Genomic DNA, 13,385 nt, shown 5'->3' on the forward strand with positions numbered 1-13,385 from the left:
AATGGCTACTAATCGTGAGATTGCAGAAGAAGTCATTGCAGCCATTGGGGGAGAAGATAATATTCAATCCGTGGCTCATTGTGCGACAAGACTTCGCATTATGGTCAAAGACAAGGAGAAAATCGACCAAGAGAGAGTAGAGAATGTTGAGAAAGTAAAAGGCGCATTTTACAACTCTGGTCAATATCAAGTTATTTTTGGGACAGGTACTGTCAATCGTATTTTTGATGAGGTTTCTGCATTAGGTTTAGCAGAATCAACGAAATCAGAACAAAAAGAAGAAGCGGCGAAACAGGGAACTGCATTCCAACGTGCGATCAGGGCATTTGGAGACGTCTTTGTTCCAATTATTCCGGCTCTCGTTGCCACTGGGCTATTCATGGGTCTACGCGGACTTGTTCTTCAAGAAGAAATTCTCGCATTGTTTGGATTAACGCCTGGAGACATTTCAGATAACTTTGTTTTATTCACACAGGTTCTTACAGATACAGCATTTATCTTTCTACCAGCACTAGTAGCATGGTCAACGTTTAGGGTCTTCGGCGGGAATCCGACGATTGGACTAGTACTTGGTTTAATGCTTGTAACCCCAGCACTCCCGAATGCTTGGGAGGTAGCAGCTGGAAATGCTGAGCCTCTTAAATTTCTTGGGTTCATTCCGGTAGTAGGTTACCAGGGTTCTGTTATTCCAGCGTTTGTTGCTGGTTTAATCGGTGCGAAACTTGAAAAACGTATTCGAAAAATGGTCCCTGAATCATTGGATTTAATCTTAACACCGTTTCTAGTTTTACTGATTATGATTACACTATCACTCTTTGCAATTGGACCGATCTTCCACACTGTTGAAGAGTACATTATGGATGGTACAGTCTTTATACTTGATCTTCCATTCGGTTTAAGTGGATTGATCATTGGATTCTTCCATCAGATTATCGTTATTACGGGTGTTCACCATATCTTTAACTTCCTTGAAATTCAGCTATTTGAGAATCTAGGATACAACCCGTTTAACCCGATTATTTCAGCGGCTATAGCTGCTCAAGGTGGTGCAGCACTAGCTGTTGGGTTGAAGACAAAGTCTAAGAAACTTAAAGCTCTTGCTCTACCTTCATCACTTTCTGCATTCTTAGGGATTACAGAACCAGCGATCTTTGGTGTAAACCTCCGTTACATGAAGCCATTTGTTATGGGACTTATCGGGGGAGCAGTTGGAGGTTTCCTTGCTTCGTTATTTAAATTAAAAGCAACGGGCCTTGCTGTAACAGTTATTCCAGGTACTCTACTATTCTTGAACAGTCAAATTTTCCTTTATATTCTTGTGAACGTAATTGCGATCGCAATCGCATTCGTCCTAACATGGTTATTTGGCTTTAAAGACAGCATGCTAGATAAATAAATCGAATTTCTGAGGGGGGTCTACCAATGTGGCTCCCCTTTTACAAATATGAACAAGTTAGGTGATCGATATGACGAGTAGAAATGAGGAACTAGTAGCGTTAGCGATGGAAGAAATTGAGAAAGCAGGGGCAGTAGTGAAATCCGATCCTCATCTTCCTTCTTTTCATCTAATGCCACCGGTCGGACTTCTGAATGATCCAAACGGATTTATTCAGTGGAATGGCGTCTACCACGTATTCTTTCAATGGATGCCGTTTAAAACAGAACATGGAGCAAAGTTCTGGGGACATTACACATCTACGGATCTAGTGAATTGGACACTGCGTTCACCAGCTCTAGCTCCTGGTGACTGGTTTGATAAAAACGGGTGTTACTCAGGCAGTGCCGTTGCTCATGACGATAAAATGGTTCTTTTCTATACAGGGAACGTAAAGGACGAAGGTGGAAATCGTGAAAGTTACCAGTGTATGGCTGAATCGAGTGACGGGATTACCTTTGATAAAAAAGGTGTCGTGCTAGAGTTACCTGAAGGATATACGCCACATTTTCGAGATCCCAAAGTGTGGAAGCATGAAGACAAATGGTTTATGGTGATTGGCGCGCAGAATAGTGAAGAAGAAGGTCGAGTTGTTCTGTTTGAATCACTAGATCTGACCAGATGGGAGTATAAAGGGGATGTAACAGCTTCTAGACATCAGAAGCTTGGAGAGTTCGGATATATGTGGGAGTGCCCTGACCTGTTTGAATTAGATGGTAGTGATGTTTTGCTCTTTTCACCTCAAGGCATTGAGGCAGAGGGCTATTCTTATCAAAACGTCTATCAAACTGGCTATCTCTCTGGGGAGCTTGACTATGAAACAGGTATCCTTAATCATGACACGTTTAGGGAGCTCGATCGTGGCTTTGAATTCTATGCTCCTCAAACAACGGAAGACGAAAAAGGAAGACGTCTTCTAATAGGGTGGATGGGTGTGCCAGAACAAGGAGAAGCACACCAACCTACAAGAAAACACCACTGGCTCCATACGCTGACTATTCCACGAGAGCTTCGCTATCGAGGCGGTAAACTGATTCAAAAGCCAGTAGCTGAGCTTGATGACATGCGCCAAAACGAAGTAGTAAAAAAAGCAACGCTTTCCAATGAGAAAATGGAGTGGAAAGAGGGGAATACAACAGTTTATGAATTGCTCGTGAAAGTAAAAGATGTTGAAGGCTCTTTCTCCATCACTTTTCGAAATAATGCAGCCATTGTGTTCGATTCGGTTGAAAAGCTTCTTACGTTGAAACGTCGAAGATTTGTTGATGGAAGTGAAGAATCTAGAAGCTGCCACATTGAATCCGTTTCAGAGCTGCGTTTCTATGTGGACTCTTCATCGATCGAAGTGTTCATAAACGGTGGAGAGGAAGTATTCACATCTCGCTATTTCCCTGCTGAAGAGGATGACAGCCTTGTTTTTAAATCAAACGGAAAGGCTGACATCGAGGCTGTGAAATGGGATATTTCCAATCATATAAAAGTTTAGATAGAAAGAGCCTGGTCAATGGACCAGGCTCTTTGTTTGTAATTAGATAAAGCGAGTGATTCTGCTCAAGATATCGATAGGGTTTTTAGTAAGCGTTATCTTATTCAATAAGGTTAAAATCTTCCACAAATATGACCAAAGTATGTATGAATTGTGTCGAAAAAGTGATGAAAACTTGAGCAACTTTTGACACATTGTGATATCTATCACATTTTTTAAAACACCCTGCTAGAATAATAGTTAACAACGCAAAACCCTATCATTAAGCGTCTTTTAGCAGTTGAATTTATGATTTTACTATAGAGAAAAGAAAGGAAGGTGGCCTTGCGGTGAAGCGAATAAAGTCGATGCTAGCATTCGTCATGTTCATGTCTGTTTTTGTTCTCGGCGGTTGTAGCAACTTAACTGTGCTTGATCCAAAAGGACCTGTAGCGGAGCAACAAGCAAATCTTATCCTATTCTCCATAGGATTGATGTTATTTATCGTTGTTGTCGTATTCGTTCTATTTACACTAATCCTTGTGAAATATAGAGAACGGAAAAGTGGCCCTGATTATGAACCTCCAGATATCGAAGGAAGTACGTTTCTTGAAATCATTTGGACGGTTATCCCTATTATTATTCTGATTGCTCTTGCAATCCCTACCGTTAAAACAATCTATGCGTTAGAAGAACCACCTGAAGCAACAGCGCACAAAGAGCCTGTTGTCATTCATGCGACTTCAGTAGATTGGAAATGGGTGTTCAGCTATCCGGAAGAGGATATCGAAACAGTTAACTATATCCATATACCAGAAGATCGCCCGATATTGTTTAAATTAGCTTCTGCTGATTCCATGGGTTCATTCTGGATCCCATCACTTGGTGGTCAGGAATATACGATGGCTGGAATGATGACTGAACTTTACTTACAAGCAGATGAACCTGGTGAGTATCGAGGGCGTAACTCTAACTTTACAGGTGAAGGCTTTGCAGATCAGGTGTTTACCGTTACAGCTGAAACAGAAGAAGATTATGCTGAATGGGTTGAAGAGGCACAAGAAGCACCAGAATTAACGCAAGAAAAATACAACGAGTTGATGTTGAAAGGTCATGCAGATGAAATGACGTTCTCCTCGACGCATCTTGAATGGGTAAATCATGCAATGGATGCAGAATATGCAACAAAAGTACGTAATGGTCTCCCACTTGATGAAGACAATTCACACGGTTCACATGAAGACCATGAAGATAGCGAGGATGAAGATCATGACAGTCACAAAGGACATGGTGACCATGATGACCATTCAAAATCTGAAGATAAAGACACTCACTCTGAGTCGCACTAAGGAAGGAGGAAGACACCATGAAATGGGATGAATTTTTCGTCACAGGTGATCCGCTCATATATGGTGCCGATGTTTCGATCGCACTAACGTTGATCGGTGTTATATTCGTTCTAACATACTTCAAAAAGTGGAAGTGGTTATGGACTGAGTGGCTCACGACGGTTGACCATAAGAAATTAGGAATTATGTATGTGATGGCTGCCGTTATGATGCTATTTCGTGGAGGTGTAGATGCACTCTTGATGAGAGCGCAGCTCACGGTTCCAGATGCAGGTTTCCTGGACTCCACTCACTATAATGAAATCTTTACAACTCACGGTACGATCATGATTATCTTCATGGCTATGCCGTTCTTGATCGGTTTAATGAACGTTGTCATTCCTCTCCAAATTGGAGCTCGTGACGTAGCATATCCGTTTCTAAACGCAGTAAGTTTCTGGACATTTTTCATGGGAGCGATGCTGTTTAACATTTCATTTGTTATCGGAGGCTCTCCATCTGCAGGGTGGACAAGCTATGTTCCATTAGCAGGACTAGAGCTAAGTCCGAGTGTAGGACAGAACTATTACTTGCTTGGATTACAGATCGCAGGTATCGGTACGTTATTAACAGGGATTAACTTCCTCGTAACGATACTGAAAATGAGAGCACCTGGAATGAAACTTATGCAGATGCCAATCTTCACTTGGTCATCATTGATTACATCTGTAATCATCGTCTTTGCATTCCCAGTGCTTACAGTAGCACTTGCTCTTATGACATTTGACCGTCTATTTGGAAGCCACTTCTTCACATTGATGGATGGTGGTATGCCGATGCTTTGGGCGAACCTATTCTGGATTTGGGGTCACCCTGAAGTGTATATCGTTATTCTACCGGCATTCGGTATGTTCTCTGAAATCATCAGTACATTTGCACGTAAAACACTATTCGGTTATAAAGCGATGGTCTACTCGATGGTCGTGATCGCTGGACTTAGCTTCCTCGTTTGGGTGCATCATTTCTTCACGATGGGTGCAGGTGGAGCAGTTAACTCGTTCTTCTCTATTACGACGATGCTAATTGCCGTTCCGACCGGTGTTAAGATATTTAACTGGCTATTCACTTTATACAAAGGAAGGATAAAGTTCACTACAGCAATGCTGTGGTCGCTTGCCTTCATACCAAACTTTGTTATAGGTGGGGTTACAGGGGTCATGCTTGCAATGGCTGCAGCTGACTACCAGTACCATAATACGTACTTCCTTGTCGCTCACTTCCACTACGTATTGATCTCAGGTACAGTGTATGCTTGTTTCGCAGGTCTTCACTTCTGGTATCCAAAAATGTTCAACCATCGTTTGAATGAGAAATTAGGAAAGTGGACGTTCTGGATTTTCGTAGCAGGATTTAACCTTTGTTTCTTCCCGATGTACTTCCTTGGTCTCGCAGGTATGCCGCGTCGCGTTTATACGTATGGCGCTGCTGATGGATGGATGAGCTTGAATGTTCTAGCGACTATGGGTGGTGTTCTGATGGGAATCGGATTCTTGATTCTTGTTTACAACATCTACTTTAGCTTCCGTTACTCACCACGTGAGACAACTGGAGATCCTTGGGATGGCAGAACGCTTGAGTGGGCAACTGCAGCACCTGTACCATTCTATAACTTTGCACATGTGCCTGAAGTAAAAGGCCACGATGCTTACTGGATCGCAAAGAAAGAAGGAAGAGCAAAAGAGAAAAAACCATACAAACCAATTCATATGCCGAGTAACTCCGGTGTACCGGTAATCATGAGCACGTTCTTCTTCATCTCTGGTTTCGGAATGGTGTTCTCATGGCATTGGATGTCGATTGCGGGACTTATCGGAGTTCTTGCAACGATGGTTATTCGTTCTTTTGATTACGACAAAGGCTTCTACGTGAGCGTAGAAGAAATAGAAAAACATGAACAGACTACCGAATAAAGGAGGCGTGACATATGGATGCAGTTGAACATTCTCCAAATACGCCTTTGGAATATCAGTCGGAAACAGGTCGTCTGAATATCCTCGGCTTCTGGATTTTTCTTGGTGCAGAAATCGCGCTTTTCTCTACGCTGTTCGCGACCTACTTTGTATTAGATGGTCGTACAGCCGGTGGGCCTGTACCAGCAGAATTATTTGAAGTAAAAGGCGTACTAATCGAGACATTCTTGCTGTTAACAAGTAGTTTCACTTGTGGACTAGCAATTCATTATATGAGACGTCATTCATTAAAGGGGCTATTCCTATGGATTGGTATTACCCTTGCTCTAGGACTTTCGTTTCTTGGCTTTGAAATATATGAATTCGTTCATTACATTCATGAAGGCGCAGCACTAACAACGAGCGCTTACTGGTCTGCATTCTTTGTACTAACGGGTACACACGGTGCACACGTAGCAATGGGGATTGCCTGGATCGCGCTCATATTGATTCAATTAAAACAACGTGGACTAACTCCCGATACGTCAAGGAAAGTATTCATTTCAAGTCTATACTGGCACTTTCTTGATGTTGTATGGATCTTTATTTTCACAGCAGTATATTTACTAGGGATGGTGATGTAAGATGGCTAACAATGAGCAAACTCACAGCCATTTCCCATGGAGTCACGTCATTGGATTTGCTCTATCAATCATCCTGACCTTGTTTGCACTCTGGGTCGGTTTTGAATCTGGATTAAGCAATACGATGATTGTAGTAGTTGTCGTAGGACTCGCTCTTATTCAAGCGACAATTCAATTAGTCATGTTTATGCACATGACTGAGAGCGAAGACAGTAAGTATCAAACTGGTACGATTCTGTATGCCCTGTTCATCGCGATTGCAGTAGTGGTCGGCACGATCTGGGTTATGTCATTTGGTATGAGCCATATGTAAAACCAAAAACCCGTTCACCTCAAGAGAGAGAGGTGAACGGGTTTATTTATTATTCTATTGAAGATACTTTCTTTGCAGCTGCACGTTCGCGTATAATTGGCAGAGCAAACAGTAGAAATGCCGCTAGATGAGCAAATAAAACGTTGATTACAAATAGTGAAATGAATATCGTATTAGCAGCTGGCGTCATTCCTCCACCAATGTAGAAAATGAGAAGAGCCCAGTTAGCTATGATAAATGGAATGTGTACATAAGCAAGCTTTCTATAGTCTTTCCAAAGAAATAGTGGTGTAGCTGTGATTACAAAAAGATAAACCATAAAGACATCCATGAGATCCACTCCTTAATTGATATCGCTTTCAAATTTATCTTTGTGACAAATGTAAGATTTATTTGTGAATGTTTTGTTACAATTAGTATACCACAAAAGTTCAAAAATTCTACACATTTAAATAACTCGTAGATGGCTTACTATGATTAGGTAGTCTATAGAATGGAGGGAGATATGATGAGGAAACTTCATGAGCATGAAATGATCGATGCAATTCGCCTTTCCGAATATGCGTTTCAATATGATGTGCCGAAAGAGGATTTAGAGAAAAGGCTAAAAGCCTACGGTGAGCATACGGTGTGGGGAGATTTTGAAGATGGAAATCTAGCCGCCAAGCTCCACATCATCGATTTACATACGTGGATTGCAGGGAAGAAATTTGCGATGGGAGGCATCGCATCTGTAGCGACTTATCCAGAGTATAGAAGGGGTGGAAAAGTTGCGAAATTGCTTCGCCACTCATTATCAGAGATGAAAGAGAATGGCCAAACCATTTCATTCCTTCATCCGTTTAGCATAGGATTTTATCGTAAGTTTGGTTGGGAGATTCTTAGTAATTGGAAAAAGCTCACGCTAAAGAAAGAGGATTTCGTCAAGCTCTCTCCAGCGAGTGGAAAAGTTCGAAGAATTCAATTAGATGATGTGTTCGAGCAATTGAATCCTGTGTATGAAACGTTCGCGAATAAATTCAATGGGATGCTCAAACGAGATGAATCTTGGTGGAGGAACCGGGTTTATTCAGAAGGCGATCTGTTCGCTACCTATCAAAATAGTGATGGTAAGCTGACCGGTTACGTTTATTACAAAATGAAAGAACGTAACCTTGAAGTCGAAGAGTTTGTTGCTCTTGATGGAGATGCGAGAAAAGGTCTTTGGAATTACTTATGTCAACACGATTCGATGATCGATGGAGGAACTCTCTTAACGAATGAAGGAGATCAACTTCCGTTTTTACTTCAAAATCCTAAGATCAAAAGTGAAGTAGAAGCATACTTCATGGCAAGAATCGTGGATGTAGAGAACTTCCTTATCAACTACCCGTTCATATTGGACGAGGGGGAATTTCTCTTCTTGCACATTCATGATGAACACGCAGAATGGAACAATGGGACGTTTCATATCGGTCAAGATGAGGTGAAAGTGTTCCGAGGTAATTCTGAAAACAGTTTCTGTACTCATCCACCAAAGCGCGGCCTCCGGTGTAACATCAATACACTGACAGCCCTACTAACGGGTTACCAATCACCAGAATTTCTAAGTGAATCAGGTTTAATTGAAGGACCAGAACAAGATTTATTCTTGCTAAAAAAGATGATATCGAAGAAAGAAACGAATTTCATGGACTTCTTTTAAAGGTAGCGGGCGGTTTCCATAACCGCCTGCTTTTTATATAGATAGCCTTTGGTCTAAAAGAAACTCTTTTTCTATATGAGCTTTTAAATTGTGCTGCTGCTGGAGATCGAAGATGGTGTGTGCTTTCTTGAAATACGGTAGCGCTTCTTGTTGTTCGCCTTTTAGGTGGTAATTATAGCCGATTTGAAAGTACAACTGCCCAAATAAATACATGCTGCTTGTATCGATACAATACTCGATCCCCTTATTACAGATTGCTATCGATTCTTTTATTACGTTATAGTAACTGAGCGCTTTTGCGAGGTTGTAAAACAAACGAATTTTAACCGTATGATCAAGTACGTGTTTTAATTTCGTGTGTTGTTCGATCAACTCATTATACAAAGCGATAGCAAGCGCGTATTCTTCAGATAATAAAAGTATGACGCCTTTACTATTCTGAATTTCTATTTCTCTTTCACTATAATATTTGCCTGTAAATGTTAAGTTGAATGCTTCGTTTATGAGAGAAATTGCTGATTCTTCATCCTTGTATAAGTGGTATTGGCATATTCCATGGTGCCACATGATGAACTGCTTGAATTCTAGGTTTTGATGATACAAGGGGTTACTCCGTTCGATTCGAACGATTTCCTCCACCTTTTGATAGTCAAATTCTTTAATGGCATTCCTTACTTGAAGATACACTTCTTGAACATAATCGATTCTTTCAACTAACGTTCTCTGAAAAAAATAATTAATATCTACACCGAGTCGATTTGAAAGCTCATAAAGCGTAGGTGCTAAAGGATAAACGTCTCCTTTTTCTATTTTACTAATCTGAGCTTGTGAACAGATGCCTCTACTCAGTTCTTTCTGTGAAAATCCTCTAAATTTACGTAAATTCTTAATTTCGAATCCTAACGAAGCGAACGTCATTTAATCAACCCAATCGTATGTATTATGTTAGGCGCTCGAGCATTTCAAGGGTGCGACAGTGGATCCGCTTTACATCACCAGTTGAATCGCTCTCAGACGGAATAAGAAATTTTATGAAGCTATCACTAGTAAACCAGTCCTGATGGTCAGGAGTTTGATGAGCAACTTTCTTCCAAATCGATAGATCTGGACTATATATACGTGGGCCAGATTGAACCTCACAATTAGTTAATACCCTTTTCTCCCCTGGAATTCCTTCTTTTATAGAATGAAAAAGATGGTCCCAGTAATCTTTTCTAGAGCCTGTATGTGGGTGTTTCAGCCCCCAATTAAGAATTGATTTCAAGGTAGCTTCTGTTGAAAAAAGAAGCTGGTAGAGATGCTTTCCAAGCTTAATACGCTCATTCAACTCGGAAAAATGATGAACTGTCGCTCCTATTAAACGTATCTTATCATCCTCTATCATAGGAAAGAGAATGGTATTCGTATTTAACAAATCTTGAAGTTGGAACGTAAGCGTATTTAATACAGAATTCTTGAAATGGAAATTCTGAATCAAGCGTGACTCTATATAGTTTTGTTCATTAATGATTAATGCACTCGTAAGTAAGGAAGCGTCCTTTGTTTTTACATACCAGTTCCAGATCACTTCCATGAACGTTGACACGTGAAGGTGAGGTAAAAGGTGAAAAAGAGATTTTGATTGAATCGTACTATACTTATATAGCAGTAGTTGAGGGTAAGCGTCTTGGAAGATCAACCAGTTTCCTTTCTCTAGGAATGAGAAAAAAGCTTTTTGCTTGGACGTAGATAGAATAGTAGGCAAATACTCGCCCTTTAAATCCGTCATCGACCATCCTGCATTTCTTGAAACCATGTGAGCAAGAAGGGACCAGTGAATTTCCTTATGCTCCATATAAAAATCTAAATATGCTTTCGTGCGTGTTACATTGTCTCGGTTTTGAAGAGAGGTTTCTAGCCTGATCTCCTGTAACAACTGGTGATCTTCTAAGGATAGATGGGGCTTCGTTTGTTGGGTTTCATGGCATGCTGACTTTAAATCCTTTTTCACCTGCTTCCAGTAGGAAGGTGTTTTTTTCTTTGGTAGATGATTCAATATAGGTAACAAAGTTCCACCTCCTTCACTCTTAATATGTATGCAGATTTTTACGAGAGAGAAGGTGAGAGGTGAATTCAGAACAGTCAATTTTACATGTCTAGAGGTATAGACAGCTAGTTATGTAAAGAAAGCTGCCGGATTTTTCTCGGCAGCTTTGATTGTAACCTTTCTATTAACCTACCTGTAATTGTAACAGTGCTTTTTCAAGTGTTTCTGCGATGGCTTTCATTCCAGACTTGTTTCCTTTTTTCTCTGCGTCAGGATTATAGTTTGTATTCGTATTCACATCGTACGTAAATAAATCACCATTTTCATTTTGTATGCATTCGATCCCAGCAAAAGAAATTCCGTTCGCTTTTAGGAATTCTTCATAGTTTTTAAGAATAGGATGGTCGAAGTCTTCGATGATTTCGAACTTTGGCTTTTCGGTTGTTGGTGTTGTTGGGCAGTAAGAATCACCAACCTGACATACATCAGCGGGGCAGAGTTCAAACCCTTCAGACGTATCTACTCTAACGGCATATAGGAATTTGCCTCCCACAAATTCACAACGCGTGATCGAAGCGTCAGGAGATTGAATATAGTCTTGGAGCAATGTGATCCCGTCGATCGATTCACCAAAGTCATCACTGTTTACGTACTGTTCTAATGCATATTTGCTTTGGAATAATTGAACTCCAAGTCCTTTTCCAGCTCTGTTGTGTTTTGTAATAAACGGCCCATCAAAAGAGTCAGCTGAACTGATAAGGTGGTCTTTGCCAACTGCAGCAATCGTCTTAGGAGTGGTAATGCCGTGTTTTCTTAATGCATTGTATTGAGCAACTTTACTCACTTCAAGTGCGAGTGCACGACGATCGTTTAGTACAAGACGACCGTGGCTTTCAAGCCAGGAAATGACTGCAGCCGTATATTCGGGCGCATAACGATGGTTTCTCGTGTGTGAAGACGCACTCATTCTGTTATAAAAGACGCCCTCTGGAGGAATTTCGGTTAAATCCAGGTTTCCTTTATCCAAAAACCAATCTTCATATGGAACATCAAGCTTCGCTAGCTCGACTTTTAGTGGTTTTGTCCACTCTTCATTTTCATGTAAAATATAAACCTTCGAACTCATGGTGTAGCCTCCTTTTATAATAACCGGAAAATCCAATCGATTTACTCAAGTATAAAGCAGAAGGAATAGAATTCCCAGTGCATAGGAGTAATAGTGAAGAAAGTGTATCAGAAACAGCAGTTTAAGAGAAAACAAGCTAACGAGATATTCTCGCTAGCTTGAGAGTCTAACTTATTAAAATGCCCAGTTACCGCTCCTGAATACCGGTTCACTAGTTCCATCAGACTTAATTCCATCGATGTCCATTTCTTCTGAACCGATCATAAAATCTACGTGTGTCACACTTTCATTGGCACCAGCGGTTTCTAGCTCCTCTTTGGACATGGTTTTACCGCCTTCTAAGCAGAAGGAGTAAGCATTACCAATTGCAAGGTGATTCGAAGCATTTTCATCGAAAAGCGTGTTAAAGAATATAGTATCAGCATTTGATATTGGAGAATCGTGAGGAACAAGCGCTACTTCTCCAAGGTATCGTGCGCCTTCATCCGTGTCGAGTAGGTGCTGTAGGGTGTCATTGCCTGATTTCGCTTCTGCTTTTACGATTTTACCTTCTTCAAAGGTTAATGAGAACTCTTCGATTACAGTCCCGCCATAGCTTAATGGTTTCGTTGAAGTCACTACGCCGTTAACGCCTCGTTTATAAGGGATTGTGAAGACTTCTTCAGTTGGCATATTCGCTACAAAGTGATTTCCTTTGGCGTTCTCACTAATTCCCCCAACCCACTGATGAGCCTCTGGAAGTTCAATCGTAAGGTCAGTACCTGGCGCACGGTAGTGGAGCTTACTGTAGTGTTTTTCATTTAAATAATCTACTTTTTGTTCAAGGTTTGCACTATGTTCTTTCCAAGCTTGAACAGGGTCACCCGTTGAAACGCGCGTTGCATCAAAGATCGCATCCCATAAGAGCTCTTCTTGCTTCTCTTCAGGTGCTTCAGGGAACACTTTCTCTGCCCATTGTTTTGATGGAACTGCCACAACGGACCAACTGTTGTGATCTGACATGATATAGTCACGATACCCTTCAAGCGCTTTTCCAGCGGTTTTACTCGCATTGGAAATACGTTCAGGGTCAATTCCTTTTAAGAGGTCAGGGTTAGAAGAAACGATGGAGAGGAAAGCTGCGTCGTTCTCAGCTAATTCTTCAAACCCTTTCGCTTTCCACATAGGGAATTCCTTGAATGCTTCATCTGGAGCTTTCTCGAATTTAATACGGGTTAGACTTTCATCATTCCATTCAACATGAACATTTTTAGCTCCAGCGTCATAAGCACTTTCAGCGATTCGTCTAACAAATTCGGCCGAAGTAAGTGGTGCATTGACTACGAGGGTTTGTCCTTTTTGAATGTTGACGCCCACCTTAACTGCAAGGTCAGCATATTTCTGTAAATTCTCATGAAAAGTGGTCATAAACAGTC

At 41.0% G+C, this 13,385-nt stretch carries 12 protein-coding genes; 7 read left to right on the forward strand and 5 right to left on the reverse strand.

Going from position 1 to position 13,385, the window contains the following annotated elements:
- The first annotated feature begins 1 nt into the window (after position 1).
- The 6 genes from LCM09_RS16165 to qoxD all read left to right on the forward strand — a co-directional run bounded on the left by LCM09_RS16165 (position 2) and on the right by qoxD (position 7,134).
- The gene (locus tag LCM09_RS16165) at positions 2-1,396 is read left to right on the forward strand and encodes a sucrose-specific PTS transporter subunit IIBC (RefSeq protein ID WP_224884048.1); all 1,395 of its coding nucleotides are present in this window, start codon (positions 2-4) and stop codon (positions 1,394-1,396) included.
- Between the two features lie 70 nt (positions 1,397-1,466).
- Positions 1,467-2,921 carry a sucrose-6-phosphate hydrolase gene (locus tag LCM09_RS16170; RefSeq protein ID WP_224884050.1) on the forward strand — a complete coding sequence of 485 codons (1,455 nt, stop codon included), beginning with the start codon at positions 1,467-1,469 and terminating at the stop codon, positions 2,919-2,921.
- Between the two features lie 347 nt (positions 2,922-3,268).
- Positions 3,269-4,249, forward strand: coding sequence for a cytochrome aa3 quinol oxidase subunit II (gene qoxA / locus LCM09_RS16175; RefSeq protein ID WP_224884406.1), 981 nt, complete (start codon positions 3,269-3,271; stop codon positions 4,247-4,249).
- A gap of 17 nt (positions 4,250-4,266) precedes the next feature.
- On the forward strand, positions 4,267-6,198 hold the full coding sequence (qoxB, locus tag LCM09_RS16180; RefSeq protein ID WP_224884052.1) for a cytochrome aa3 quinol oxidase subunit I: 1,932 nt from the start codon (positions 4,267-4,269) through the stop codon (positions 6,196-6,198).
- 14 nt (positions 6,199-6,212) lie between these two features.
- A complete protein-coding gene (qoxC, locus tag LCM09_RS16185; RefSeq protein WP_224884054.1) occupies positions 6,213-6,821 on the forward strand; it encodes a cytochrome aa3 quinol oxidase subunit III in 609 nt (202 codons plus the stop codon).
- 1 nt (position 6,822) lies between these two features.
- Positions 6,823-7,134 carry a cytochrome aa3 quinol oxidase subunit IV gene (gene qoxD, locus LCM09_RS16190; protein ID WP_224884056.1) on the forward strand — a complete coding sequence of 104 codons (312 nt, stop codon included), beginning with the start codon at positions 6,823-6,825 and terminating at the stop codon, positions 7,132-7,134.
- A gap of 49 nt (positions 7,135-7,183) precedes the next feature.
- Here qoxD and LCM09_RS16195 read toward each other — a convergent pair whose 3' ends face one another.
- A complete protein-coding gene (locus LCM09_RS16195) occupies positions 7,184-7,465 on the reverse strand; it encodes a spore morphogenesis/germination protein YwcE (RefSeq protein ID WP_224884058.1) in 282 nt (93 codons plus the stop codon).
- Between the two features lie 174 nt (positions 7,466-7,639).
- On the opposite strand from LCM09_RS16195, the gene LCM09_RS16200 reads away from it, so the two are divergent.
- On the forward strand, positions 7,640-8,818 hold the full coding sequence (locus tag LCM09_RS16200; protein ID WP_224884060.1) for a GNAT family N-acetyltransferase: 1,179 nt from the start codon (positions 7,640-7,642) through the stop codon (positions 8,816-8,818).
- Between the two features lie 33 nt (positions 8,819-8,851).
- Here LCM09_RS16200 and LCM09_RS16205 read toward each other — a convergent pair whose 3' ends face one another.
- The 4 genes from LCM09_RS16205 to LCM09_RS16220 form a co-directional block, all read right to left on the reverse strand.
- Positions 8,852-9,736 carry a helix-turn-helix domain-containing protein gene (locus tag LCM09_RS16205; protein WP_224884062.1) on the reverse strand — a complete coding sequence of 295 codons (885 nt, stop codon included), beginning with the start codon at positions 9,734-9,736 and terminating at the stop codon, positions 8,852-8,854.
- Between the two features lie 22 nt (positions 9,737-9,758).
- The gene (locus LCM09_RS16210; protein WP_224884064.1) at positions 9,759-10,865 is read right to left on the reverse strand and encodes a DUF2515 family protein; all 1,107 of its coding nucleotides are present in this window, start codon (positions 10,863-10,865) and stop codon (positions 9,759-9,761) included.
- Positions 10,866-11,028: 163 nt separating this feature from the next.
- Complete coding sequence (locus LCM09_RS16215; protein WP_224884066.1) at positions 11,029-11,970, reverse strand: ATP-grasp domain-containing protein; 942 nt, start codon at positions 11,968-11,970, stop codon at positions 11,029-11,031.
- A 174-nt stretch (positions 11,971-12,144) separates the two neighbouring features.
- Positions 12,145-13,377 (reverse strand): aminopeptidase, encoded by a 1,233-nt coding sequence (locus LCM09_RS16220; RefSeq protein ID WP_224884067.1) that lies wholly within the window; start codon positions 13,375-13,377, stop codon positions 12,145-12,147.
- Between the last annotated feature and the right edge of the window lie 8 nt (positions 13,378-13,385).

This window comes from Guptibacillus algicola (genome assembly GCF_020171805.1).
In the GTDB taxonomy this organism is placed as follows: Bacteria; Bacillota; Bacilli; order Bacillales; family Guptibacillaceae; genus Guptibacillus; species Guptibacillus algicola.

Excerpts from the sequence above, each read along its gene's own strand:
- LCM09_RS16220 (WP_224884067.1), bottom strand. The coding sequence starts at position 13,377 with ATGACCACTTTTCATGAGAATTTACAGAAATATGCTGACCTTGCAGTT.
- LCM09_RS16195 (WP_224884058.1), bottom strand. The coding sequence starts at position 7,465 with ATGGATGTCTTTATGGTTTATCTTTTTGTAATCACAGCTACACCACTA.
- qoxD (WP_224884056.1), top strand. The coding sequence starts at position 6,823 with ATGGCTAACAATGAGCAAACTCACAGCCATTTCCCATGGAGTCACGTC.
- LCM09_RS16170 (WP_224884050.1), top strand. The coding sequence starts at position 1,467 with ATGACGAGTAGAAATGAGGAACTAGTAGCGTTAGCGATGGAAGAAATT.
- qoxC (WP_224884054.1), top strand. The coding sequence starts at position 6,213 with ATGGATGCAGTTGAACATTCTCCAAATACGCCTTTGGAATATCAGTCG.
- qoxA (WP_224884406.1), top strand. The coding sequence starts at position 3,269 with ATGCTAGCATTCGTCATGTTCATGTCTGTTTTTGTTCTCGGCGGTTGT.
- LCM09_RS16215 (WP_224884066.1), bottom strand. The coding sequence starts at position 11,970 with ATGAGTTCGAAGGTTTATATTTTACATGAAAATGAAGAGTGGACAAAA.
- LCM09_RS16165 (WP_224884048.1), top strand. The coding sequence starts at position 2 with ATGGCTACTAATCGTGAGATTGCAGAAGAAGTCATTGCAGCCATTGGG.
- LCM09_RS16205 (WP_224884062.1), bottom strand. The coding sequence starts at position 9,736 with ATGACGTTCGCTTCGTTAGGATTCGAAATTAAGAATTTACGTAAATTT.
- qoxB (WP_224884052.1), top strand. The coding sequence starts at position 4,267 with ATGAAATGGGATGAATTTTTCGTCACAGGTGATCCGCTCATATATGGT.
- LCM09_RS16200 (WP_224884060.1), top strand. The coding sequence starts at position 7,640 with ATGATGAGGAAACTTCATGAGCATGAAATGATCGATGCAATTCGCCTT.